The sequence below is a fragment of the Akkermansia sp. 54_46 genome, from assembly GCF_001917295.1.
In the GTDB taxonomy this organism is placed as follows: Bacteria; Verrucomicrobiota; Verrucomicrobiia; order Verrucomicrobiales; family Akkermansiaceae; genus Akkermansia; species Akkermansia muciniphila.
Genome location: NZ_MNUD01000036.1, coordinates 433,734 through 459,902, shown reverse-complemented (window position 1 = coordinate 459,902; position 26,169 = coordinate 433,734). Strand labels below are relative to the sequence as shown.

18 protein-coding genes and 2 tRNA genes are annotated in these 26,169 nt (G+C 52.5%); 11 read left to right on the top strand and 9 right to left on the bottom strand.

The genetic code is table 11. The features are described 5' to 3' along the window. Positions 1–75 precede the first annotated feature (75 nt). Positions 76–1,167 carry a phosphate acyltransferase gene (locus BHW66_RS12730; protein WP_012420465.1) on the top strand — a complete coding sequence of 364 codons (1,092 nt, stop codon included), beginning with the start codon at positions 76–78 and terminating at the stop codon, positions 1,165–1,167. Here BHW66_RS12730 and tilS read toward each other — a convergent pair. Continuing rightward, positions 1,121–2,125, bottom strand: a complete 1,005-nt coding sequence (gene tilS / locus BHW66_RS12725) for a tRNA lysidine(34) synthetase TilS (RefSeq protein ID WP_102758517.1) — start codon at positions 2,123–2,125, stop codon at positions 1,121–1,123. The two genes, BHW66_RS12730 and tilS, sit on opposite strands and share 47 nt — an antisense overlap. 106 nt (positions 2,126–2,231) lie before the next feature. Continuing rightward, positions 2,232–2,507, bottom strand: coding sequence for a type B 50S ribosomal protein L31 (locus tag BHW66_RS12720; RefSeq protein WP_035196558.1), 276 nt, complete (start codon positions 2,505–2,507; stop codon positions 2,232–2,234). A gap of 151 nt (positions 2,508–2,658) precedes the next feature. Here BHW66_RS12720 and BHW66_RS12715 point away from each other — a divergent pair, with 151 nt between their 5' ends. The 4 genes from BHW66_RS12715 (at position 2,659) to BHW66_RS12700 (ending at position 5,188) form a co-directional block, all read left to right on the top strand. Next, positions 2,659–3,534: a hypothetical protein gene (locus BHW66_RS12715; RefSeq protein ID WP_012420468.1), complete on the top strand. Its 876-nt coding sequence runs from the start codon at positions 2,659–2,661 to the stop codon at positions 3,532–3,534. 132 nt (positions 3,535–3,666) lie between these two features. Next, positions 3,667–3,742, top strand: a tRNA-Phe gene (locus tag BHW66_RS12710). Between the two features lie 35 nt (positions 3,743–3,777). Next, a tRNA-Pro gene (locus tag BHW66_RS12705) sits at positions 3,778–3,854 on the top strand. A 164-nt stretch (positions 3,855–4,018) separates the two neighbouring features. Continuing rightward, complete coding sequence (locus BHW66_RS12700) at positions 4,019–5,188, top strand: tyrosine-type recombinase/integrase (protein ID WP_286689096.1); 1,170 nt, start codon at positions 4,019–4,021, stop codon at positions 5,186–5,188. 6 nt (positions 5,189–5,194) lie between these two features. Here the strand turns inward: BHW66_RS12700 and BHW66_RS12695 are convergent, their stop codons facing one another. The 5 genes from BHW66_RS12695 to BHW66_RS12675 form a co-directional block, all read right to left on the bottom strand. Then, a complete protein-coding gene (locus BHW66_RS12695) occupies positions 5,195–5,509 on the bottom strand; it encodes a hypothetical protein (RefSeq protein ID WP_286689095.1) in 315 nt (104 codons plus the stop codon). 95 nt (positions 5,510–5,604) lie between these two features. Continuing rightward, on the bottom strand, positions 5,605–8,142 hold the full coding sequence (locus BHW66_RS12690; protein WP_286689094.1) for a glycosyltransferase family 92 protein: 2,538 nt from the start codon (positions 8,140–8,142) through the stop codon (positions 5,605–5,607). A gap of 114 nt (positions 8,143–8,256) precedes the next feature. Beyond that, the gene (locus tag BHW66_RS12685) at positions 8,257–9,399 is read right to left on the bottom strand and encodes an SEL1-like repeat protein (RefSeq protein ID WP_286689093.1); all 1,143 of its coding nucleotides are present in this window, start codon (positions 9,397–9,399) and stop codon (positions 8,257–8,259) included. 33 nt (positions 9,400–9,432) lie between these two features. Beyond that, the gene (locus BHW66_RS12680) at positions 9,433–15,294 is read right to left on the bottom strand and encodes an RHS repeat-associated core domain-containing protein (RefSeq protein ID WP_286689092.1); all 5,862 of its coding nucleotides are present in this window, start codon (positions 15,292–15,294) and stop codon (positions 9,433–9,435) included. Between the two features lie 266 nt (positions 15,295–15,560). Beyond that, the gene (locus BHW66_RS12675) at positions 15,561–16,544 is read right to left on the bottom strand and encodes a phage capsid protein (protein WP_215453566.1); all 984 of its coding nucleotides are present in this window, start codon (positions 16,542–16,544) and stop codon (positions 15,561–15,563) included. A gap of 160 nt (positions 16,545–16,704) precedes the next feature. Here BHW66_RS12675 and BHW66_RS12670 point away from each other — a divergent pair, with 160 nt between their 5' ends. Both BHW66_RS12670 and BHW66_RS12665 read left to right on the top strand, forming a co-directional pair. Further along, positions 16,705–17,679 carry a tyrosine-type recombinase/integrase gene (locus tag BHW66_RS12670; protein WP_205575402.1) on the top strand — a complete coding sequence of 325 codons (975 nt, stop codon included), beginning with the start codon at positions 16,705–16,707 and terminating at the stop codon, positions 17,677–17,679. A gap of 25 nt (positions 17,680–17,704) precedes the next feature. Continuing rightward, on the top strand, positions 17,705–18,436 hold the full coding sequence (locus tag BHW66_RS12665) for a methyltransferase domain-containing protein (protein ID WP_286689091.1): 732 nt from the start codon (positions 17,705–17,707) through the stop codon (positions 18,434–18,436). Here BHW66_RS12665 and BHW66_RS12660 read toward each other — a convergent pair. After that, entirely contained in the window at positions 18,411–19,421 is a 1,011-nt protein-coding gene (locus BHW66_RS12660; RefSeq protein ID WP_286689090.1) for a hypothetical protein, read from the bottom strand. The genes BHW66_RS12665 and BHW66_RS12660 overlap by 26 nt on opposite strands. 249 nt (positions 19,422–19,670) lie before the next feature. On the opposite strand from BHW66_RS12660, the gene BHW66_RS12655 reads away from it, so the two are divergent. Both BHW66_RS12655 and BHW66_RS12650 read left to right on the top strand, forming a co-directional pair. Continuing rightward, on the top strand, positions 19,671–22,133 hold the full coding sequence (locus tag BHW66_RS12655) for a hypothetical protein (protein ID WP_286689089.1): 2,463 nt from the start codon (positions 19,671–19,673) through the stop codon (positions 22,131–22,133). A 41-nt stretch (positions 22,134–22,174) separates the two neighbouring features. Then, the gene (locus BHW66_RS12650; protein ID WP_286689088.1) at positions 22,175–23,755 is read left to right on the top strand and encodes a hypothetical protein; all 1,581 of its coding nucleotides are present in this window, start codon (positions 22,175–22,177) and stop codon (positions 23,753–23,755) included. A 23-nt stretch (positions 23,756–23,778) separates the two neighbouring features. On the opposite strand, the gene BHW66_RS12645 is transcribed toward BHW66_RS12650, so the two are convergent. Then, entirely contained in the window at positions 23,779–24,756 is a 978-nt protein-coding gene (locus tag BHW66_RS12645; RefSeq protein WP_205575408.1) for a hypothetical protein, read from the bottom strand. Between the two features lie 41 nt (positions 24,757–24,797). Between BHW66_RS12645 and BHW66_RS12640 the strand changes: the two genes are divergently transcribed. Both BHW66_RS12640 and BHW66_RS12635 read left to right on the top strand, forming a co-directional pair. Continuing rightward, on the top strand, positions 24,798–24,980 hold the full coding sequence (locus BHW66_RS12640; RefSeq protein ID WP_286689087.1) for a hypothetical protein: 183 nt from the start codon (positions 24,798–24,800) through the stop codon (positions 24,978–24,980). 120 nt (positions 24,981–25,100) lie between these two features. Next, positions 25,101–26,147, top strand: coding sequence for a glycosyltransferase (locus BHW66_RS12635; RefSeq protein WP_250714937.1), 1,047 nt, complete (start codon positions 25,101–25,103; stop codon positions 26,145–26,147). Positions 26,148–26,169 lie beyond the last annotated feature (22 nt).

Here is a 26,169-nt window from a genome sequence, read left to right as displayed (position 1 = left end):
TTGCCGTCTTTGACTTTATGAGTTGATTTTATGGACAGGATTTTTTAGAGTTGCGTTAAATAGGACACGTGACATATGAGTGACTGGCAAGGCTTTTCCCCGCTGAATGATTTTACAGGGCCGCTCCTGGATAACCTGAAGCGCCACCCCAAGCGCATTGTTTTTCCGGAAGGGGAGGATGTCCGCGTGCTGCGCGTGTCCCAGCGCTTTGTGGAAGAGCAGGCCGGCGCGCCTATCCTGCTGGGGAGGAGGGAAGTCATCACGAGAATGGCGGAAATGAACGGAATTTCCCTGAAATTCGTCCGTATCATTGAACCGGAAAAAAGCTCGGATCTTCAGATGTTCTGCGACCGTTATGAACGGGCGGAGCAGATGTTCGGCAACGGGTTGCCTATGAATACCCGTGAAATTGTTTCCGAACCGGTTCATTTTGCCGCCATGATGGTGCTCTACGGCCAGGCGGACGCCATTGTGGCCGGGAACATGAAAAGGGTGGCTTCCGTTTTCCGCGCAGTAAACAAGTACAGGCAGGATCCCGTTCCCACCAAGCCCCTGTTTGCCATTTCCATTGTGCTCGTTCCCGAATTTTCCAAGAAATTCGGCGGCCGCGGCGTCTATTTTCTGGCGGATACCGGGGTAAACCCTGAACCCACGGTGGAAAATATGGCCTATTTTGCCGTAGAGACGGCCAAAATGGCCCGCCACATGCTGGGTAAAAGCGTTCGCGTCGCCATGCTGAGCGCGTCCACTTCGGGCTCCGTTCCGGAACTGGCTGCGGACCGCACCAGGGCCGCTGCGGCGCTGGCGAAGAGCATGGTGCAGAAGGATTGCCTGAACAATGAAATCTCCATAGAGGGGGAAATCCAGATTGATGCCGCTCTGTCGTCAGATTCCTACAGCGTGCGCGTGCACCGCAACTCCATGCTTCAGCCAAGTGAGGTTTGGGTCTTCCCGACTCTGGATGCTGCGGATATCTCCAAAAAACTGTTGTGCATGATGCCGTCCGTATACAACTATGGCCTTATTCTGGGCGGTCTGCTCTTCCCGATTGCCCAGCTGCCGCGGCTGACAGATGAAGACAGGATGTTCGGTACTGCGCTGGTGGTGGGGAATGAAGCCATTAAATTCCACCTGTTGTATCCGCAGGGGGTTGCTCCGCTTTATTGACCGGGCGCGGCGTGTCCGTGACCAGCAGGCGCTTTTCCTTGCGTACGGCCAGTTTTCCGCCGGGCAGGGAAGTTCGGGAAGGGCCGTCCGTATTCAGGATGTCCATTACCCGGAGTACGGCGTTTTCCGTCAGGTCCGGAATATGTTGCCGGCGCAGGTAATCATGCACGGCGCATTGTCTCAGCTCCGCAGGAAGCAGGTTGATTTTCGGCAGGAACAGGCGCCCCTGGGGATCTGTCAGGTTCATGGAGTCCAGCGCCTGGGAAAGCGCCGTGCGGATTTGATTTTCCAGGCGGCAGGCACGTGAAAAGGGAAGGCTGGTGTCCCTTTGGAACAGCGCATTCAATTTGGGAATAATCTCATGGCGCAGGGCGTTCCTGGTATATTCGGCAGACTGGTTGCTGGAATCTTCCCTCCATGGAATATGGCGATGCTCCAGATAGGAGGTGATATCCTCCCGGGAAAAATCCAGCATGGGGCGTACGACGGTCAATCCGTTGGCCCAGGTGGAGACGGGGAACATACCGTGAATGCCGGAGGCACCGCGGCAGAGGTGAAGAAGGGCCGTTTCCTGCTGGTCGTTCCGGTGGTGGGCCAGAGCCACGAGAGCCCCCGGGTAACCGGCGGCCCATTTCAGAAACGAGGCCTGCCTGGCTTCCCTGGCCGCTTCTTCAATGGCTATTCCGCGGGTATGGGCCATACTGCGGACATTGACGCGTTCCCGGACACAGGGAATACCCAGGGTGGCGGCGTAACGGAGCACAAACATTTCCTCTTCCTCCGCTTCCGGACGCAGCTGGTGATTTACATGGCATGCAACCAGATTGCATCCCGGCATGCCGGACAGCAGGGAAAGCAAAGCCATGGAGTCCCTCCCCCCGCTGATTCCGGCAAGGACGGGGCGGCCGGAGCGGAGGAGTTCCGCGGACTGGCTGTCAAAATGGTCCGGTGTCAACATGGTGCTGCTGCGAGTGAATCAGGAAAAAGAGATCAAAGGAAGCCTGCAAATAAAAACCCCGTTTTCCGGGAAGGAAACGGGGTTGGAAAATTGCTGAAGGCAGTTCTTACTTGTTGAGCTTGGGCTTGCCTCCGCTGCGGCGGACGGTGCCGAAGCGCTTCTGGAATTTGTCGATGCGGCCTTCCGTGTCCACAAACTGGTTCTTGCCGGTGAAGAACGGGTGGGAATCAGAGGTGATACCGCAGGAAACCACGAAATGTTCAACCCCGTCAATAACTTCCGTCTTGGGAGAACGAACAGTGGAACGGGTGATGAAGCGGCGTCCGGTGGTGATGTCAACAAAAACGACCGGATTATACTGGGGGTGAATATCTTTCTTCATGGTGATGTATTGCGTTTCCGACGCAAGGGGAACGCAAGTATAAATATGTTTCATTGCATGTCAAGCATCCCCGCGTAAAAATAAGGAAGTTTGTGGATGACGGTTCGGGAGCTTGCGGAAGGAACGGTTGTGGAGATGATATGACGGAAAAATGGAGCAGGTGTTGAAGAGGCCCCCCTGGTGGGCGTGGTTTTCCCTGATGGGATTGGAAATCCCTTCTGCCGCCATTGCCTGGGCTTTTGCCGTCAGTCAGTCCCATCTGGTGGTAGTTTCCTCCCCCTGGCTGTATCAATTCCTGTTTGTGGCTGTCTGGTGCGTCAATATGCTGGACCGGGTGCTGAAAATATTCCGGGGCGGTTCCGCTGTCTACACGGATGAATGCCTGCTTTTTGCCAAAAAGCATTGTTTCGTTATCTCCCTGCTCATTATGGTGGCGGCCGTGACGGGGCTTTGGATCATGTTTTTCCAATTGGGTGTGGTTATTTTTCAATTTGCCTTTCTGCCTGGCGTCTGCAGTCTGCTCTTTCTCTATTTCTCTTCCAACCCTCATCAGAAAGGGAGCCTGTCTTCCGGATTCGTCATGGGGGCGTTTTTTGCCGCCGTTTCCTTCGCTACGGGTGCCGGAATACCGGCCTACTTTTACGGGACGGTAGGCGGCGGCTGGGGAGGCCAGCTTTCCGAACCCACCTGGTATCTGGTAGCGCTGGTCATCCTCTGCATGTTCAGCCGCAAACGGTGGAGTGAAGAAGAGGATGAGGACGGGCAGGATTCCGCCGACCGCGACATGGTATCCCTGGTATGGATGGGGGTGATAGTCATTTACGTTGTATTCTGTCTGGCCGCCGCCGCCAGGGAATATACCGGGGATGCGTGGATTTATTATGGGCTGGCAATGGCGGGGGCATTCATGTTTGTGCTGGACAGGCTGAAGATGAACATGCCTCCCCTCCTCCTGCACACGCTATCCTGGGCGGCACTGATTTTCCCATTGCTGTTGAGCGGTATTCTGGCGCAGGCTTCCTCCTGATTGGCTGGGCGGATTCCTGCTATGGAGCGCGGCAAAATACAGGGAAGTTGAAAAAATAATATTTTGTGGTTGCAATATTGGGAAGAGGATGATAGATTCTGCCCCGCAAGCACGTTCTGCGTGCAGGCAAGTGGCTCGGTAGCTCAGTCGGTAGAGCAGGGGATTGAAAATCCCCGTGTCGGCGGTTCGATCCCGTCCCGAGCCACCATTTTTTCTCCCAATTTCTAATCCCTCCTTTTTATACGGGAAGTAGCTCAGCCTGGTGGAGCGCCTGCTTTGGGAGCAGGATGTCGCAGGTTCGAATCCTGTCTTCCCGACCAATTTTCCATTTGCGAGGCCTCGTAGAACCCTTCATTCTACAAGGCCTCGCGCTTTTTCAGCTTGTGAGGTATTCCACCTGATTGCATGGTTCTGCTATGCACTTTGTTATACATCTCCTCTCTGATGTATAGCAGTTACCTAAACTCAAACATACACCACAATTATGGCTGGAATCGTACAACGTCAGAAAACATGGTACGCCTGCTTCCGGGTTGGAGGCAAACTCAAGGTTCGTACCACCGGCATCAAGGTCTGTCCCTCCGTGCCTCCGGGCAAATCAAAAAATGCCGTGATGAGGGAATCAGAACTTCAAGCACGCATCATTGCAGAAGAACTGGAGAAAGAAGCAAAAGGAGCAACCCTGAATGTGGAAGTCATTGTTTCCCTCGCCGGAAATAATGCAAAGTCCGTCCTGCGCAATAAGAGATACATGCCCAGCGTCAGAGAACATTTGAATAAATGGCTCTCAGAACGCCCCAGTCTCCGTTCCAGCAACCGTTATGCCAAGGCAGTCAGAAACTTCCTCGACTTCCTGGGAACGGATCAGGACATGCCTCTTGATGCAGTCACGGAAGCCCATGCAAGAAAGTTCATGGAGCAGCAACTGGAACTCCTCCATTCCGGCACCGTCGGACTCTATATGCAGGGATTGAGCACTGCTTTCCAGCAGGCGGTCAATAACCGGCTCTTTCCCTATAATCCTTTCAAGGGCGTCAAACCTTCCAAAATAGACAGAAGTGACACCATGGAACGGAGGGCTTTCACCATGGAGGAAGTCAAACGTCTTACTGAAATTCTGCCCGGAGAATGGCCTGATATGATCCGCGTCTGCCTCTATACGGGAGGCCAGCGCTTGGGGGACATTGCCACCCTCAAATGGGAGCAGATCAACCTAGAGGGAGGCCTGATCTCCATGACCACCCAGAAAACCAAGCGGCGCATGAACAAGCCCGTTATTGCACCACTGAAAGAAGTCCTTGAAAAACGCCTTGCCTGCCGCATGAGTGATTACGTGTTCCCCGTAGCGGCCATGCGTCATGCCCAGGCAAACAACACTTCCAGCAAGCTCTCTATTGAATTTAATATCCTGTTGAAAAAATTCGGATTCATTGAAACAGAAAAAAACGTCTTGCCTGGAATGCGCCGCCAACTCTCCACATTGAGCTTCCACAGCCTGCGGGCTACTGCCGTCACCGCCCTGCGCCTGGCGGGCGTCCCGGCAGATTTGTGCCGGGTCATCGTGGGACACGGCAGTGAAATCATCGAACGCATCTACTTCCGCCCGGATGATGAAGTGATAGCTGAAGCCATGGAAAAACTGACGCTGGCATAACCGGCTTCAGCGGCGCAGGCGGTATTCCACGTCACAGGAAACAGACAGGACATAGGCATCCACATCTTCCACATTGTACTTGCGCACTCCCCCGTTGGGCTGTCTTGTCCTGATCTTTCCCGTTTCCATTCCACCGGCCAACAGGCGGCACATGTTGGACTTGGACATGTCATAACGCTTGGCGAGCGTCGCCTGGCTGGCCCACACCACCTCACCGGAACCTCCCCCCTGCTGGGACAGGAGGTCCAGCAAATGGTGGATTTGGCGAAGTTCTTCGATGACATCTTCTGCGGCAATAAAAGTTCCCGATAATGTTTTCATGGTCATGAGAGCATTTCTATGTGCTCCCCGCCATACACGGAAGGGTTCGCAGAATGAATCCCCCCCTCATGGAATGAGGGGGAGGGAAACCTCCCTTACTTCATCTCCACGGCGGCACGCTCATCCACTTCCGCCGTCAGAAAATCCCGGGGTCGAATCTGGGGCTGGAGGAGGGCTTTCTCCATTTCCTTGTCGGATGCGTTGTAATGGCAAAAGGCCAGCCCTTCCGGATCGGCGGTTACTCTCCGGGTTCCATGCCTCATCTGCCAGTACCAGTGGATGTCCGCCGCCTTGACGTCGCGTAAACGCACTAAATTCTTCTCCCCGCCGTCCGCCTGCGGCAGGTGCGCCGTGTCACGGCGGATGTCCCGCGGACCGTCCTTGCTCCATCTCCGGCGGAATTTCCAGGCTTTCAGCATGATCCGGGACACGTCGGGCGTTTTTGACTCCACCTGTTCCAGAATGGCGCCGACACTCGTTCTGGGTCGGCAGTAGAGGTATTCGTCCACGTCCAGGAACGCGCACCAGTCCAGTTCCTTCCTCCAGCGGCGGATGAAGTCTTCATAAGCCTCCACCTGGCCGTGGATGATTTGCCCCGTCTCCGGATCTCTCGGCTGCCACGGCACAATGCGCACCCGCTCCCTGCCGTACCGGGCCGCCAGACCGTCGAGCTTGTTTTTAATATCTTCGTCACTCAAATGTGCCGTCAGCCTTCCATATTCCTCTCCCCTCTTGCTTATTCCGCTGCGCTGCAACTGGCCCGCCTGGAAGACGGAATCAACCCTGCGGCTCCCAGTGCTGCCCGTATTGTCGTAAATCACGACGCGGAAGGCTCCAGCCCGCAGGTGGAATTCGATCCAGTCGCGCAGCCAATAGTAGGATTCCCTGGGCAAGGCCACCGCACACACGCCCCAGCGCACCGGAGGATCGGCCAAAGCCCTCTCCACCAGGTCAAGGGATTCCTGCCTCCTGCCGGGATTGAAGGCCGCCTTCCTGCGCAGGGCAGCGGTATGGTGCAGGCGGTAGGGCCCCTCCTCCTTGTCACGGATGAATTGTTCCCTTCCCCATCGCTCCCATTGCAGGACAAGCTCCCGCTCCGTGAAGCGCAGGACAGTTGCTTTTTCCGGGAGTTTCACGCGGCAGCCGTTCACGCCCAGGATGCGGAAGTTGTCCGTCCAGTACGGATGTTCCAGTTCCACCAGGTATTCGGCGCTGGCCGGATCGTCCGTGATGGCTTCATGCAGGTTTTCCTCCATTTCCACCAGGGGATTGTTCAGGCTGACCGCTGGAGAGGGACGTACCATGAGAAATGTCTCTTTTTCGATGTCGGAAAGGTTCCAGCCTCCGGAATGGCGGACAAGCTGCATCATCAGGGCATCGGCATCGTGTCCGTAGGCCCCGTGTTCCGGGTCCTGGCGGTCGGGGTAAAGCCCGGCAATCTTCGCCGGGTTCCGTTCGCACGCTATCAGACATTCCGCCGCTTCCCTGGTCAGTGTGTAGAAGAGCGGCCTGGCGGGTTTGGCGGGAGGTTCCGCGTACTGGACGCCGTTGCGCGTCGTCAACATACGGCATTCCCCCCGTTCACAGGAACAGTGATGCGGGGAGAGCCGGGCATGCAATCGGTTGATGCGTTCCAGAAGTCCGGAAGGGCACAGCAGTTCTTCCCTGGGAAAGACAAACAGGTCGTACGGTGAAAGTTCCACTCCTCTTATCGTGTCAATCAGATCGGAAACCTGGTTCTTGCCCGGATAATGCCGGAGCGTGACGCGCCCCTGCCTGATCCAGTGTTCATAGCGCGGCAGGACGAGGGAGGAGAAGTTGTCCGCCGTCATTCCCTTGACGGCGGCAAAGACATGGCAGTTTCCGTAAGGCTGGGCCATGAAGAGGGAGAGCAGCCTGTCCAGGTTTTCCAGATGGCGTACGACCAGGCAAACGGCGATGGAGCTCTCCGGAGTATCGGATTCAGAGACAGCTTGAGCCCGTTGCGTCCTGGGCTTCTGGTAAAAGAGGTTGCTTTCCGCAACCCGGATGTTGAGCGTTCCCCGGGCGGCGGCCAGTTCCAGGGCGCGGTCCGGAGGCAGCGGCGTATTGCAAAGGACATCCGCCACCTTCTTCCGGTGAACGGAAGGAACGACGAAGGCGTGCAGGCCGGAGACGTAGAGGGAGGCCTTGCTCCGTTCCCTGCCGGGCTGAAAAGCGGAAAAACGCAGGGATGCCACCACTTTCCGGGGATCGTTGGGAGAATGGGCCTTGTGATGGAAGAGGCGCAGGAGATGTGTCTCCGGATGAGCGTTCAGTTCCTTTTCCAGGGCGGCGCGCAGAGTAGCAGCTTCCACCAGCGGCATGGCGTCACTTTCTCCAAAGATGAGGAAATCCTCCTTTTGCCAGCGGGGATCGGCCAGCATCCGGGCCAGAGAGGCACGGCGGGAGCGGACCTCCGGCAGGTCGCCATGGCGCCAGTCGGGGGCATAGGCATGCAGCGGAAGTTCTTCCGGTTCCGTATCATCCAGGCAGGAGGCGTCTTGCCTGGAAGGAAAGGCTTCCACGGCATACCCCAGCCGGAGGAAGTCTTTTTCACCTTCCAGGAGTTCTCCCGGCGCCTGGAGCAGCAGGCAATGAAGAGGCGTATTCATGGAGAGACAGGGAAACAGTCCCTAATCCTACTGATTTATTCCAAGAAAATCCACCATGAAAATGATACCGATTCCTCATTGATATTCTAATTCGACGCTTATGTAAAATTATCTCTACAAAGGGTTATCAAGTAGTTTAAGCAAATCCCGGGCTTGCTCATGCCCTTGCTGGGCCGCTTTTTCCAACCACTTCCGGGCTTCTGCCTCATTTTCTTCCGTTCCCCTTCCTAGTTGATAAAGCACACCCAATCGAAATTGCGCGTTAGCATTCCCTGATCTGGCCGCCCTTCCATACCATCTGAATGCCTCCTGATCATTCTGTTCTACTCCGGAGCCTTCCTGGTACATCCATGCCAGGTTATATTGAGCATCCACATGCCCTTGTTGAGCCGCGGCAGAAAACCATTTCACAGCCTCCTGAGCGTTTTGGGGAATACCATTTCCTTGAAAATACAACATTCCCAAGTTATTTTGGGCATCAGCGAATCCCTGTTGAGCCGCAAGGGAAAACCATTTGACCGCTTCTTTTAAATCTTTTTCAACTCCTTTTCCCTGGACATACAAAGTACCCAGATTATTTTGGGACGGAGCATATTGTTGCCTAGCCGCAACAGAAAACAACTTGAAAGCTTCCAGCCAATCCTGTTCAACGCCCTGACCTTGCGCATACAATACTCCAAGATTGTGTTGCGCTGGAGCAAACTGCTGCTGGGCCGCAGCGGTATACCATTTCACGGCTTCTTTCCAATTTTGCTCCACTCCTGTTCCTTTTTCATAAAAAGCGCCCAGATTGTACTGAGCCGGAGCACATTGTTGGTGGGCCGCAGAAAAAAACAGTTCAAATGCTTTTTTCAAGTCTTCTTTAATCCCTCGACCTTGAGAATACAACACGCCAAGCTCAAGTTGAGCCGGAGCATATTGTTGCTCCGCAGCTTTTGAAAGCCACTTGAATGCTTCCCTATCATCTTTTGCAATCCCCTGTCCCTGTGAATACATGATTCCAAGATTACACTGGGCTTTAGCATCTCCCTGTTGAGCCGACTTTTTTATTGAATCTATCTGCGCAATACTAGAACAAGAAGATGACTGAGACATGGCAGAAGGAAGAGCCGCTTCCTGGGAAGGATATGCAACCGAAGTCAAAAAAAGACATGCAAATATGTTATATATATAAAATTTAATCTCCCTTCGCTTCAACAGAGAAGGGAGATTAAGAAATGGAATAGCATCAGGATAATTTGACATTACGATATACATATATATCACAACACCAAAATATCAAATATTTTTTTACAAAGGAATACTTATCCCTCCAAAAAACGTATATCCTACATGTCCTCCATTAGTTGGAATATTAACATTTCCACCAACCCTCCATGAACCACCTCTACTGCCAAAAGAACCACTGGCACTTGCCCCGAAACTAACGCTTGGGATGGTTCCTTGGACTGGGCTGATATTTCCACCTGTCGTAATCCCGTTTGAACCTATGTTCACGGTACCAGTTGCAGATCCCCCCCATCCAGAATTTCCGATAGGCTGTGTAAAAGTGCCAGTGAAACTAATTTTAGTCCCTTGGTCTCCAGAGTCATCACCGCCACCTTTTCCCTTATCTGTTCCTCCAGTTTTTGAAGTAGTCTTCCCCAAACTATCTTCCGCCTTTTTGGCGATCATCATGGCAATTTCTTCCAGTTTCTTTTCCAGATCTTTGCCGATTTGGGTACAAACTTCATCCGGAGTTCCTTTGGGAGCATGCTTTTTACAAAATGCAATACATCTCTGCTGGGCTTCTGCCCGAGCCTTCTTCTCCAGTCTTTCTTTAAGTTGCTTCAAGACATTATCAAGCTCAATTAATCCAAGATAATCTATCGACAACTTATTACTTACAAAGCAGTAGAGATTGAACCCGGCATTTTCCGCCATCGGATCGCGATTGATCCAGCGTCCATCAAGTACGTTGTAGTAGCGGTAATTGTAGTAAACCAGCCCAAGGTCGTCATCCAGATATTCGCTGGAGAAGCGGAACGGATTGATCTCCGCCGCGTTTCCTTCCATCTTGATGATGTCTCCATAGGGTCCGTATTCATACAGGGCGCGCCTTCCTCCCTGGATGCCAAACAAGGCCGTCGTGTTCTTGAGCAAGTCGTGCGTGTAGTACAGGTCTTCCTGATAAACACCGGCTTCGTCAAAGACACTCATGGCAAGGATGCGAGTCGCTACGGACTCCACCGGGTCCCACAGATAGGTCTTGCGCAGGATGGGGGAGGCCGTCTCCGTCTCATTTGTGGCGTCCAGTTCCGCTACCTGCAAATAGCCCAGGTAAATGAACCGCTTCCTGGACACCAGCGTTTCCCCGTCGTAGACAGTCTTTTCCACACGCCGGTTCAGGTAGTCGTACACACATTCAATGCGTTTGCTCCCCTGGGTGAAGGTGGTTGCCTGGTTCAGGGCGTTGTATGAAACCATCCATTCTCCAGTGGACGTGAGAATGGCTGTCTGGTTGCCATCCTCGTCATAGAGCATGAAAACCGTCGTGCCGTCATCATCGCAAATGGAGGAATACTGGTTAAGCATATTACTCGCGTAACTGCGCTGTCCGGACGCTTTCAGCGAATTTGTCCGATTGCCTCCGTTGTCGTAGGCAAAAGTGTATGTTCCGCCCCGGCTTAGGGCGTCGGCAATTACTTCACTGCGGTCATTGTACGTGTAGGTATGAACAAGATCCGGAGTAGGAGTATTGAAATAATCCTTCTTCGTCGCCGGGCGTCCCAGGGCGTCATACGTGTAATCCACCTTGGCCGGGTAGTTCTGGCTTCCTGGGCGCAGGTAGTCCATCTTGACCACCAGGTCCCGCTTCTCTTCCAGCGTGTACTGTCTTTTCAACGTATTGGGATAGTTCAGCGTCTCCAGCAATCCGTTGGCGGCATTGTAGCCATAGGTAAACGGAGTGGCCACCGCGTTGAGGGAAACCGTGGAAGGCCTTCCTGCGGAATCATACCCCCAGCCCGTTTGCAGAACAGTACTGCCTCCGTATTGCAGGCTGTAGCCTGAAGCTCGCCCGTAGGCGTCCTTCACTACCGCCAGGGAACTTTCTACAAGTCCCAGCGTGCTTTCCCCTTCCACTTCCCCGTACTGGTTGTAGGTGAAGCTGCGCGTCCCGCTGGCATCGGTAATGCCGGTGAGCTGGCCCAGATGGTTATAGGCCGCCGTGATGGAGGGAGTGCCGTCGCCATAAGTCTCGCCTGTCAGCAGCCCGGTCAGGGCGTCATAGCTGAACGTCATGACATTTCCTCTTCCGTTCGTAAAGGTGGAAACGCGGTTGAGCGTATCGTAACTGATGTCCTTATGGGTGTTGTCTGCATAGGTCTTTCGGGTAGGCAATCCCGTAGCGGCGTTATAATTCCATGCAGTCATGTCTCCATCCGTTCGTTCTCGCGGATCAGTCGTGATGGCTTCCGAGGAACCGCGGAACGTCGTCAGGCCGGTGATCTGGTCCGCATCGTTGTAAGAGAACACGGCTGGCTGAATCGCCGTTCCCCATTCGGCCTCCTTGCGTCCCCTGGCGTCATAGGCATAACAGGCCGTCTTGCCCATGGCGTCGGTGATGCAGGTAGGCTGGTCCAGCGGCTGCCCGTAGGCATAGGATGTGCTGTTTTCCGCGGCATCCGTCACAGAAAGGAGGCGCAGGGCTGTATCGTACACTTCCGTCGTGGTATTGCCGCAGCTGTCCGTATAGGCCATCGTCATGCCTTGAGCCGTATAGGCGCGGCTCTGGCTGGTGGAGATTCCTGCATAATCGGTCACCGTGGTGGTAAAACCGTCCACGGTATGAATCACGGCGGCATCCGATACTCCGGGCTGGGTCACTTTCCGTACCCTGGCGGCAGGTTCCCCGTATTCCGTCCAATCGGCGCTGTCATGCCCCCTGGCGTCCGTCGTAACCACCTTGCTTTTCAGCACGGGGTTCAGTGAAGAAACCAGCGTGGCTTCCTTCCGGACAATGGGCGTGCCTTCCGCTGCGTATTCCGTCGTCGTGACAAGTCCGTAGACGCCCTCTTCCCGTTGTTCACGGGTGTAGGCATATTCCATAACCCGTGAATTGAGCGTGGTCGGTTCATCGGAAAGAGCCACGGTTTCCTTCGTCTTGTTGCCAAAGGAATCATATTCATACAGGGTGGGAGCCAGTGTTTCAAGCTGGTCGCGGACAAGCTGGCCTTTGGCGTTGTAAGTCAGATGGCGGTAATTGCTGCCATTCCTCGTATGCACCGTTGCCACACGGATTTGCTGGCCGAAGCCGTCCGTAATGACGCGTCCCCGGACAACGCGCGCCGTCCCGTTGAGAACGGTCGTTGTCACGCGGAGGCCGTCACTTGCCATATCGGTTTCAAACTTGAGGTCCTGCTGGCCCGTCCCGTGCTGGCGCAGGATCGTTCCATCCGCATGGCGCTGGGTGATGAGCGTTCCTCCCATGGGAGTCGTGACGGTTTCCGTCAGGCCGTTCGCGCTGTAGCTGTGAGTGGTTATCCGTCCCAGAGAGTCTGTCTCGCTGGTGATGCGTCCCAGCAGGTCGTAGGCCGTTTCCGTGGTGACACTCATGGCTCCGGTGTCGGTCCGGGTCGCAGTGGTCCGGTCCAGGGCATCCTTCGTGTAACTGACGATGGTTTCCGGAGTTGTCGCTGTGGAGGAACGGATCGTCTCAACCAGCAGCCTCGCACTGTCGTAACCGTAGTCTGTCCGCACGCCGTCTTCATCCTTTTCCCAAAGGATGCGTCCGTCGCAGATGGATTCCTGTTCGGAGACGCGCCCGTTGCCACGGGTGCGCTTCGTCCAGCGGTTCATTGTGTCAAATTCATAGTCCGCGCTGTCCGTAAGCGTCCAGGTATTGTCGGAAAGCAGTACATGACTTTCTTCCCTCACCGTATTGCCCTGGGGGGTAATGAAGGAGACCTTTTTGACGCTCAATCCCGGAACCACTTCTCCGTTGACGCGGGTTTCCTGCGTTTCCGTATAAGCGGCTCCATGCTGCGTCGTGGCGGCATATTCATAATGGGTCTGCACGCCATTGACGGCCTGGGTCATCTTGGTGCGGCCCTGCGCGTAGCTGTTGGGAGCGCTCCCCAGCCACGTTTCCTGCACTTCGAGCTGGACGGTCTCCGTCTCAAGAGCGGTCGTGCGGATTTCCACGCGCCTGACATGATCGGCTTGGCTGTACGTGTAGGTTTTCTTCCACAATTCAATGGGGTTATTGGAACCGTCGCGCATGAGGCGGCGTTCTTCGGCAACATCGCTGCTTACCTCGCTGTCTCCATCCCCGGTCACATACCGGTATGTCGTGTCCTGGGATTTGCCGCCGCACCAGGGCTGCCTTTCCAGCGTCAGGCGTCCCAGCATGTCGTAGGACCATTCCCATACGCCTCCATCCGGACGCGTTTCCTTCTTCTTCCTGCCGTAGTAGTCGTATTCATAGGTGGTCGTCTGTGCAAGATCGCTGCCATAGCCATCCACTTTGGTAAGAAGCAGGTCGCCATAAGCCGTCGTCTGGTACACTTCGCAGACATGGGAGGCGGCAGCTCCGTCTTCTCCCCTGGAAACCGCCGTAACGAGCTGCCAGGTATCTTTCTCCAGTTCCGTCCGCGTGCGGCGGGTCACGATGGCTTCAGCATCCGTTCCCTGCGCCATGTTCCAGGCTTTGCCGTTAAGCCACCATTCCGTTTTGAAATCCAGCCTTCCCGGCGTCTGTTCGGTGACGGAGAAACGGCCCGTGGCGGCATCTCCGGCCATCACGAACTTCTTGAACGGTTCTCCCGTAACAGTGTAAAGCCCCTGTTCATCCTGCCCGGTAATCTGGGAGGGAGTGTAAAGGGCAATCGTATAGCCGTCAGCCGTGACGGCTTCAATGTTGAGCAGGCCGTCCCAGAGGTTCCATACCTGGAGGAGGTCTCCTGCACTGTCCCTGTTGACGCGCAGATAGGCGCCAATCTGCTCGGCTGTGTAAATATTGCCCCACCTGGTCGTGTAGGAAACAAGGGCTCCGGTTCTGGCGTTATACACGGCAACGCTCTTGTCCGTCTTCATCCACTGGACGCACAAAACACCGTCCACCGTTGTGAAGAAGGCACGGTTCCCGGAGGACGTAAACTCGCCGACGATCGTCAGCGTTTCCCTGTCCACTTCACATTGAACGCAAACACGCCCGGCTCCCGTGACAATATCAAACGTGCCTCCAGCCACAATGCCGACTTCCGGAATATCCAGGAAGCTTGCCAACATGGAGTCGTAGCAGAGGGCATGGGGATGGTTCAGCCCATCGGTGGAATCGGTCGCCAGCAACTCAATGGAGCCGGTGGGAATGCCGCCCAGCCCGCGGAAATGGCCGAAGTCCGCCCCCCAGTACATCAGGGAAGCGTCGCTGATTGCCTGTGCGTTTTCACCTCCGGAGGAAGTGTTTCCAAAAACGGGGGCCGCGCTTCTTGATCTTCCTGCCGGGGGCGGAGGACAGCCCCCTCCTTGACCATCAAAATTGCAACAATCGCAGGTTGGCTTTTTCTTGCCGCCTGCGGTAGCGGGACCTTCCTTGTCGATGTGGGCTTCAAATTCGTAATCACATACGGAAATATTATTTTCCGGAGGATCATAGTCGATATTACTCTGTTCCACATGCAGGGTGTATTCACCGGATTTCAAGGTGAACTCACCGCTTTCCTTGGTCCATTTGGCATGCCCTCCCTGCGGGCCTTCTCCTCCCGAAGTCATGTCGATTTCCTGGGCAACCGTGCTGGATTGTCCCACGGACATTTTGCCCCAGTCATCCACGGTAAGGGTCATGTTGCACGTCGCTTCCAATGGTTCGGGGGGAGTGGGGGTGGGGTCTTCTTCTGTCGGTTGTGGAGTGGGAGCCGACGGTACGGTAAAGGATTTTTCGGCTGTCTCCATGTGGTCTCCACTGGTAGAGGGCTTCCCTTTGTAGTAACTGTCTGAAAAGCTTTTATTCCAGACAACATGCCAGGGTTCAGGTTCCGGTTCAGGTTCCTCATTCAGAACCATGGCTCTTCCACGGGCTACTTGAACCATTTTGGGGCTGGAATACCACCTCTGGTAGACGGGAACGGAGGAAACTCCGTTCTGAATGTTCATGGAATTATTTGTTTTCATGATTTTAATTTAATTTGTTGATGTTGATATGATGGTGCAGCCGCCCTGGAAAATGCCCGGAAGGCTGGCGGCTGCCAGGGACCTTTCCGGGAGAAATAAACAGAAAAAAAAGTGCAGTGGGTTATCTCCCTCGGCAATTCATGGGGTGTGATAGCATAACGTTGGATATTTTGTAAAATAATGGATTTTTTGTATTGTCTGAATAATTGATGATCTTTACTTTACAGGCAAACATCCGGACACGTTATGCTATCGCACATTTATACCTATGCCTCTTTGCAGGGCATCAGGAAGACGGTCTTGTTGTCCAGGCGCGTGGCGCCCAGGGCAGCTTTCACGGTGATCTGTTCGCGCACGTCCACGTATTCGGAACGGGCTTCCACGCGGAACTGCGCGTCCCGCCACACCCCAAACTTGACGCGCGAGCGCAGCCACGCGCAACAAAGCCGGTTGCCCTGCTCATCAATGGGCAGCATGTTGGTCACCAGGAATTTCACTTTTAAAAACTCGTTGACTTCCCCATTAGTCAGGGAGGAAAAGCCGTAGTTCCTGTTTTGCGTTTGTTCCATGAGCAACATATCCATGTGCTGCTTGGGGGAAATAGCCACCACAATGTCGTCCCCCTTTCCGGCGCGCCAGGCGTTGATGATCTGGTAGCGGCACTTCAGTTCGGCAATCTTGTCGATGATCATGCCCGCAACTGTTTTGGTGCCTTTGGCGACAAAATCCACCGGGATCACCTGGAAAGAATTTTCCGACGTGTCAATGGCCTCCACCGTAGAACCGTCGTCTCCCGTATAATTAATTCCAAAAATTCCGCCGCAAATGCCGTCCTCCTGGGTGCGGATGCGATAGGTGTTGTCCGTGTCCTCCGTCACGCCCAGAATCACCTCGTCGTGCATCCGGGAGAGGGCGTTGCGCTGCTCACCCATCACTTCCGCGGCCCGCAGGTCCAGCGTGTCCATTTCCAGCTTGTCGTCCTCGGAGAGAGGAATGGAATCGTAAAACTTGCGCGGCTTGATGTGCCGCTTGCCAAAATCCATTTCGCTCCATTCGATCTTTAAGAGGCGCCCCGTATATTCCTTCATCTTCGTCTTGCCGTGGAAGGGCAGTTCCACGCTCTTGCCCCGGCAGTTGGGATGGAGGGTGACGAAGGGCTTGATGAGTTCCATATCCTGCTGGATGACTGTATTCCACAATGTCTCCTGCTTGGTGCGGAACATCTTGGTGATGTCAGGTGTGAGTTCCATGGTTTTTGATATTCCATGGTTTCTGAAAAACGGGAACTGCTCGCGGAATGAGGGGTAGGTGCTTGCGGAATGCCACTGTTATTTGTCATATGGAGGCAAGAGAAATGAAAAGAGGAAAAGTGTGTTCCTCTATTATTCCCTCGTTCAACCAACCCCAATCATGATGATGAAACATCCTTCACCAATCCTGCATTTAGCAACAACCACGGAACGGTTTCTGTTCCACTGCCGCTATGAAAAAAATCTCAATGAGAAAACAATTAAAGCCTATTCCACTGATTTGGAGCAATTTAAAAATTATATGAACGAATCATTAAACATAAAAGATTTACGCAAAATCAGACCTGATTCCATGAAGCACTATTTGAAATCACTATCGGAGTTCCAGCCCAAAACTATCAAAAGAAAAATGGCATCCGTTAAGGCAATGCTCAACTTTGTCGAAATGGAAGATGAGAGTTTCTATAATCCGATGAGAAGGCTTCGAATTCAGATTAAAGTTCCATTCTTGCTACCTGATGTCATGAATGCAGACGAAGTTGCTTCTCTGTTAAGGGAGCTGTATCAGGAAAAAAAATTATGTAGAAGGAAGGAAGACTACAAATATTTCGAGATATTGAGGCATATTGCTATCGTGGAATTACTATTCGGAACAGGCCTGCGTGTTTCAGAATTGTGTTCTTTATCTGTAACGGATGTCGATTTAAAAAGTTGTTTTGTCAAAGTGTACGGAAAAGGCAGCAAGGAACGCATCGTTCAGATCTGTCAACCTGCTATTCTGGAGGCTCTCAGTGAATATAGAGAACAGTTTCAAAAACTGCCTGAAAAGTATTCCAAAAATATAAATTTCTTTGTAAACAGATTAAATGGCGGAATTTCTCCTCAATCGGTCAGAGTGCTGGTAAAGAAACTTGCAGATAAAGCAGGTATCAATAAACATATAACTCCACATACATTTCGACATACATTTGCCACACTTTTACTGGAAGAAGGGGTAGATATTAAATATATTCAAACGATTCTGGGGCATAGTTCTCTGTCTACAACCCAGATTTATACGCATGTCAGTTCCACTCGACAAAAAGAAATTTTGAGGGATTACCATCCCAGGCGAAATTTAGATGTCTCCTTTTGAAGGGAAGATAACTGTTGATTATAGTATGAAAAACAACGACCCTCTATCTCTAAATAATACAAAAAATAGATATAATAATATTAAAGAGATATGGCCTGATAGTGATTTGTGGCATAAATATACTCATTCCTGCATTGAAAAATTTATTAATGATGCTTCAAAAAATTATCTGAAAAATAGAAAAAGCATATTAAATTTAGGTTCTGGCGGTAATAATCATTGTTTCAATGAAAATAATGTTATGCATGTCGATATTGCTGAAGATAAAATAAAGGCATGTAAAAATTATTTAGTATCCGATATTCAAAAAATAAATATAAACAATCGTAAATTTGATGTAATTTTATGTGTTGGAAGTGTCGTTAATTACTGTGATCCATCATTGGTCATAAAAGAGGCAAAGAGGTTATGTAATAAAAATGGAATTTTTATACTTGAATTTGAATCAAGCAGATCATTTGAATTTTTATTCTCAAAATATTATGCTCAAAGTGCCACTGTAGTATCCAGTTTTTATCAAAATGAAGAAGAAAAAATATGGGTATATTCTGAATCATATATAAATAATATATTGAAAGAAAACAATTTCAATATATTAAATAAAACATATTTTCATATACTAACTCCATTAATTTACTTTTTTACTAAAAAAAGTAATTTTTCAAGTAAATTTTCTAAAGTTGATAATATAGCTAAGCATATTCCATTTATTAGAAAATATGCTTGCAATATTATTCTTTTAGCTTCCAGTGTTTAATCTCTTTAAATAATGCAGGAATAGTAGAAAATATTGTTTGATCACGCATGAGACACCCAATTGTAATATAAGTAAAGAGAGCAAGCAAAATAGGCATTATAATGATAACAAGAATACCAACATGGTGATTATTTCCAAAAAAGTTAGAATCCATTAATATTAATGACACAGCACTAAAAATATAAACAACAAATGATATGATTATCGTGCTTTTTTGTGGCAATGCAGGAAGCACTCCATCTCCTAACGAGATAAAAGAAGAGGAGCTTCCATCCAAATCAATTTTTTCTTTACCTTTTAAAAAAGTACTTAGATTATCACGCTCTTTACACAAATATTGAAAATATTCATTATATTGATCTTCTTTTAAAAAATCTTTGTACCAAAATGCATAATGATCAAAAAATATTGTATCAAGTATACATTTGATAGATTCAACTGATATAGAATTAATAGTAGCATTATTTGGGCATAATACGAGAAAACTATCTAATTCAGTTTCACGGTTATTAATTCCTAACTCGGGTTGCTTATAAGGAATTTTTACTATACAAAAACCTAATTCTTTAACTAATCTTAGTAATGAATTTCCATAACAGCTATCGTTGAATATAGGAATTTCGGCGATGAAATAAGATATCTCATAGTCATCATTTATAATAAAATAGTCCCTTATTTGATGAACAAATTCATAAAAAGCTCTCCCTCTATAATCTTTCATTATCGCAATGTAATCAATAAAAATAAATCTACATTTTGAAAAATAAACAACTTGCGAATAACCTATTAATTCATTATTTAAGTATAAAGCAAATATTATAAATTTATTTTTACTTTTATTATTATAATTATCGATCCAATACGTAATTTCACGAGGTGATGTTAGTATTCTCATATCTATACTCTCCGTATAAATATGAAGAGCTTTATTGAAATCCAAGTCTTTACTGCCAGAAAGAACTCTTATAGTATAGGAAGCTTTCATAGTATTCATAATCAACAGTTATCGTTTATTGAGCGACAGCCGAGAACCTAACTATTATTCTCAACATGGCTTACGCTCATATCCTTGAGCGTATAACAGTCTCAGTATTCATCAAGTAAAAACTACCGGAATCAAACCCAAAAATTCTAATTCCGTTAACTCTTCTCTTCCCCCCTTCACATCACGCACACCACCCCCTGCATGACATGACCCCTCCCCCCGGAACTAGGCAGCCCCCATGCTGGGGGGATGAAACGCATCTCCTTCAACGCCGGGGAACTCTCCCCGGAACTCCTCCAGCGCTCCGATCTGGACGCCTTCCACCGGGGCGCCTCCACCCTCATCAACTGGGACGTTTCCCAGATGGGAGGCATCCGACGCCGCAGGGGCATGCTTCCCTTCGCGGAGGCCTGGGAACATTCCCGCCTCGCCCCCTACATCTACTCCAACTCCGGCAACGAACGCTTCCTCATTGAAGTCTCAGGGGATGCCCTGCGCGTCCTCTCTCCGGACTCCGGCGAGGAACTGGCCCGGTTTGACGCTGAATTCGGAGAGGTGGAATCCCTGCGCTGGAAGCAGGTCAACAACCTCCTCCTCTTCACCCATCCGGCATGCCCTCCGCATGTCCTGAAACGGGAAAACAGCCAATGGAAGTTTGAGCCCTTCTCCTTCAAGGCCCACCCCTGGCGGCACACCGGCTACCGGGATGATCCCGTTCTCATCCTCACCCAGGCGGACGGCTCCTATTCCGTCGTCCTGCCGGACTCCCTCCCGGACGCGGAACGCTCCATGGAAAGCGGAGACATCCTGCGCGCCTCCTTCTACACAGAACAACAGGAAGCCTTCTCCTACCGTTCCTCCCTGCTGGCCGGAGTCCGCAAAACGGAACTCCTCTCCCCTACCTCCTCCTTCGCCTCCGGCGCCAGGCTCGCCCTGCGAGGAGACTCCAGTTTAGCCTACTACGTCTGCATCAAGGACCTGGAGGCGGGCAGCTTCATTAATGGACTCAACGCTCCGGAAAACTACCCGGACAACTTTTTGAAAGCGGAAAGCACGGACGGATTCGATTCCCTTACCCCCATCTCCGGCCTCTCGGAACGCAACTACACCAAGAACGAAAAACTCGTCCTCAAATCCGGCTACTGGGAATACTTCACCTGCATCCGCGCCTTCTCCGGTGCGGACGACTACGTGGAAGGGGCCGTTTCACCTGCCGACTACCCCGGCCACTTCGTCAGGGGCCTACCCATCGGGGATGCCCTGCCGTGCAAGGGCAACTGGGAATTCTACTGTTCCGGCGGCTGGTACGGCTCCTACGAGGTCCGCCGTTCCTATGACGGCCCCGGCCTGGACCGGGAATGGGAAACGCGCGGCTCCTCCTTCTCCCGCCTGGGCGCTGCCAGCAATACGCTCATCACCGGTACGGAATCCGGGGAGGAATGCCATGTGCGCCTCTTCCTAACCCGCAGCAAATACGTGGATGACTCCCTGGAAAACGGGTTCCCGGACGACACCTGCTCCAACAAGCTCGTCGTCTCCTCCTACAAGCACGACATGCTTCTGAAATACACGGAAACTATGGACGAAGACACGGACGTTCCCGTCACCTCCGGCTGGCAGTACGTCAGCCCCATCAAGAACGGCTTCACCGGGCGGAGGGAGGTGATCGACTGGAGCTGGTGCGCTTTCCGCCCCGCCTACGGCTACCCCATCCTCGCGGAAATCTTCGGCCAGCGGCTCGTCTTCGCTTCCACCGCCGCCCAGCCGCAATCCCTCTGGATGTCAAAAACGGACGACCTCAACAACTTTGACACCGGCACGCAGGATGACAGCGCCCTGGCCCTCACCCTCTCCACCACCTCCCAGAACGGTATCTGCTGGCTCATGGCCCACTCCTTCCGCCTGCTGCTGGGCACGGCGGACGCGGAATACATCATCTCTTCGGGCAACGCCGCCTCCCTGACGCACGCTACCGTCCGGGTGGAAAACCACGGTTACGTCGGCAGCGCCCCTGTTCCGGCCATCATGGCCGTGGACAAAGTCCTCTACTGCGAACGCGGAGGAGGCCGCCTGTATCAATACGGCTATGATTTCCAGTCAGACTCCTACGTCTCGCGGGATCTCACCGTCTTTGCCGATCACATCCTCGCGCAGGGCGGCGGCGTCACCGGGGGAACCATCCTGCGCAAGCCGGAAGCCCGCGCCGTCTTCACTTTGAAAGACGGGACGCTGGCCCTGATGACCTACAACTCCATGCACGAAGTCCACTGCTGGCACAGGTATGAGACTGCGGGGAAAATCACCTCCGTCGTCTCTCTCCCCAACGGTACGGACAGCGACTCCCTCTTCCTGGCCGTAGACCGGGAAGAGGGGCGGTATCTCGAAGTCATCCGGGACGATGACGTATATGTGGACCATGACCGGGAGGACTACACCTCCACCCTCGTCACCAACGCCCTTACCTCCGTAGAGGCCAAAGTGCAGAAAGCCCCCGTCGCCACCGTCCAGGTCTGCCTGGCCGGGGAAACGCTGGTGGACGGCGTGGAAGTCTCCTGCGACGGTGTGCGCTGGGACAAGCTGGACCGCAACGACAGGATGCTCCCTACCGGCTGGAACAACCTCATCACCTCCGGCCACTGGGATTACGAAACCGTCGTCGGCCTCCGCGTCCGTGGGGACCGCCCCCTGCGCCTTCTCGCCCTCCAGGGCTGATAACCGCCTGTCCGCCTCCCGTATCCTTCCTCTCCTCGCTCATGGAACTGACTCCGGAACAGTACCAGGAAATCAAGACGCTGCTCGATGACCGCAAGTGGCGTCTCAACAACCTCTACTGGATCATTGACAAGGAGGGGCTGCTCCAGCGTTTCTGCATGAATTGGGCGCAGGAAGAACTCTACGACAAGCTCCACTACCGCAACGACATCCTGAAAGTGCGCCAGCTTGGCATCTCCACCTTTGCTGCCATCCTGGAGCTGGACGCCGCCCTCTTCACCCCCAACATCACCTGCGGCGTCATCGACCGCACCCGCCCGGAGGCGGAAAAGAAGATGGACAAGATGCACTTCGCTTTCGACCACCTGGACTACCTTCCGGAAAACCCCACGGAACGGGACCGCCTCATCGCCTTCATCGGCTCCCTGATCAAGGACGAGATGAAAGGGGCGGCCTTCACCCAGTCCGATGTCAAATTCCCGAACGGCTCCACTGTCTATGCCGCCACCTCCCTGCGTGGCGGAACCCTTCAAATTCTCCATATCTCGGAACTGGGAGCCATTGCCGCCCACGATCCCAAAAAGGCCTCGGAAATCATGACCGGCGGCTTCAACACTATCTCCAAAACCGGCATCATCATCAAGGAATCCACCCACGAAGGCGGACAATACGGCCTCAACTACTCTCTCACGGTGGCCGCCATGGACATGGTAGGCAAGCCCCTCTCTCCTCTGGACTTCCGTTTCTTCTTCTTCTCCTGGATTCGTCAGCATGAATACCGGTTGGAAGGCTGCAAGCCCTCCGGCGACCGGGAAATGCAGAAATACTTCAAATCCCTGGAAAAGGATTACAACATCATTCTCGATGATGAACAGAAAGCCTGGTATGAATCCATGGCCCGCACCCAGGGCTGGCTCATGCGCCAGGAATACCCCACCGTTCCGGATGAAGCGCTCAACCCCATCGCGGCAGGCACCATTTTCGGAAGTCAAATCAACCGCCTCCGGGAACTGGGCCGCCTCACGGCGGAGTTTGAGGTGGACACCTTCTTGCCCGTCTATGCCGCGTGGGACATCGGGGTGGCGGACTTCATGTCCATCTGGATCATCCAGCCCGGATCGGACGGCAAATTCTACTTCCTGGACAACATCACCGCCAACGGCCTGACACTGGACTGGTACATCGCTGAAATCCACAAACGCGAAGCCCGGGACGGCTACCACATCCGGGACTGCCTCCTTCCCCACGACTGTGAAAACCGCGTTCCTGGCGGCACCTCCTTCCTCGCCTCCCTGGAGCGCGCCGGGTTTTCCTGCCTCCGCATCCCTTGTACCCGGGACCGCTGGGCCTCCATTGACGCCGCCCGCCGCCTCCTGCGCCACGCCGTCATCCACGCCAGATGCTCGGAGAAAACGAATGTCGAGGGCATCAAGGAAGGCTACCTCTCCGGCGTCAGCGCCCTCTCCAATTACAGCTCCCACGCCGCCGATGCTTTGCGCACCTTCAGCGAAGCGCACGAAGCCGGTTATATCTCAAAACAACTCGGCTGGCGGCAGGATGAAGTGGAGGAACGTCCCTCTCCTTACAAGGGCCTTGCCAAGGGCACGGACATACTCTGGTAATTAAAAAATAATAAAAATTATAATCAATCATCTTTATTCAACATAATACGACAAGGACCACAATAATTATCATCTTCGCTAACTTCTTCAATGGGAATTGAAGAACCACAACACTCGCAACAATTAGATTGTTCATATCCACAGTTGTCGCATTTGAAAATCATTTCATCGCCGTCTTCTTCCAGCGTTTCTTCATCGCATTGAGGGCATATCCCTAAAGTAGGATCACCGCCGTTCTTGATATTGTAGTGCTCATCATGCTCACTCTGGATTATTTCTATCGGAGAATATTTCTTTTTGCAATAACGGCATTCCATAACCGGATCATCCTTCTTTCCAGTCGGACTCAATAAGGAAGAAAAACAATTAGGACATAACGAATGTTTCATTCTCGCTTCTAATTGTTCTGGGAAAAAACAAAAATTCTTATACTCCTCTTCTATCCTCTTTTTTTCTTCCTGAACGAGTTGGTAGGATTGCTCAATCTTTTTCCACTGATCTCTGTCTATCCAGTTTTCAATGGTCTCATCTTCAAATCCGTTAATGAAATTTAAAATAATACGATGAGCTTTCACCAAAAGCTCTTCCAGATAATCATCGGAAACATCCGCGCTGAAATGTTCCAATTCATTTCGTGCCTGATTGAGTTGATCCAAATACTTTTTCTGATAATCCACATGAAATTTTTTGAATAATTTTTTAATCTCATGGACATTGACGGTTTTTGCCTTTTTATTCAGTATTTTCTCATTCAGCCATGCCTTGTTTGATTCCTTGTCCGATTCCAGAAAGATGAGACACCTGTCTGTAGACAGTCTCAAAAGCCGTTCCTTGAACATGATTAGAATCCCGGCATAGATATTTCTGAGCGCGGAAATCATGCGGAATTTCTTATCCCGGTCATGCTTGTCTTTCGCCAGAAAATAATCTTCTATTCCTATTCGAATACTTCCCTTGGCATTCTCCATAAGGGGGCTTGGCTGACACGGTATATAGCTCATCACAAAAAATAGTTGTTCTTATACTGATAACACATTCCAACATGCCCGTCCATCCCGGAGCCAACGGCACCCGGAGCTCCCACGCCGCCGATGCTTTGCGCACCTTCAGCGAAGCGCACGAAGCCGGTTATATCTCAAAACAACTCGGCTGGCGGCAGGATGAAGTGGAGGAACATCCCTCTCCTTACAAGGGCCTTGCCAAGGGCACGGACATCCTGTGGTAGAGCGAACAATGCCATCTCGGACAACGGGATCGGCTGGTTTTTTTGCGCCAGGAAGGGAAAAAATGTAGAGGATTCTTGGCGGCGCGTGGAGGATGTGGTAAGGTGAGAGCCTGATCAACCATGAGCAGGGCGTTAAAAAGGATTTTCGTGCATGGGTTCCCGTCGCTTTACGGCGGGGCGGGGACGGAGCTGCACCACCAGATGATCGTGTGGCGGAAGATGGGGATGGAGGTCCACCTCATCCCGACCGGGGACGGTTTCTACCCGGAAGGCCTTTATGTGGAACTGCTGCGGCTGGGGGTGGTCATCCACGCGGCGGACGACTGGACGGCTCTGGAGCCGGGCGACCCGGTGATGGGGTTCTGCAACAGCGAGTTTCTGGACGCCATCCCGGAGATCCGGAAACATACGAAGCGCACCGTCTTTGTGAACTGCATGACATGGCTCTTCGACAAGGAGAAGGAATTGATGAAGGAAGGGCTGATTGCCATGTTTCTCTACCAGAACGAGGAAGTGAGGCAGAAGAACATGCCCCTCCTGCAAGGACTGAACGCGGACCCGTCCGTCCGGTTCATGACGTTTAAGCCGTACTTCCACAGCGACGCCTTCCCGTTCGTCCGGGGGAGGGAGGAAGAGTACTTCGGGTGCGGACGGATTTCCCGCCAGGACGCGGACAAGTTCGCCCGGAACACGCTGCAAATCTATGAATACTTCGTCTCCCCGGTGCCCAAGCGCGGCCTCTTCCTGGGGTTCGACCACCGGAGCGAGGAGAAGATCGGCAAGCCCTACGACTGGATCAGAACGGCGCGGGACCAGACGGAAGTTTCCCAGCAGGAATTTTACAAGCACTGCAAGATCGTGCTGCAACCCACGGACACGACGGAGAACTGGCCGCGCGTGGGCTTTGAGGCGATGGCCTCCGGCAGCGTGCTGATTGTCGATAACCGGGGCGGGTGGCGGCAGATGGTGGAACACGGCAGGACCGGCTGGCTCTGCGACCATGAGAGGGACTTTATCTACTACGCCTCCCGGATGGCATACGAGCCGCACTGGCGCGACGACATGGCGGAGGCGGCGCGGGAGCGCGGCCTGGAACTCGGCGGCTTGGAAGCGTCGTCCGCCAGTTGGGAGGAAGTGTTCGACGCGATGGCGAAGCTGCCCGAATAGGGACAGGAGGGTAGCGAGTCCC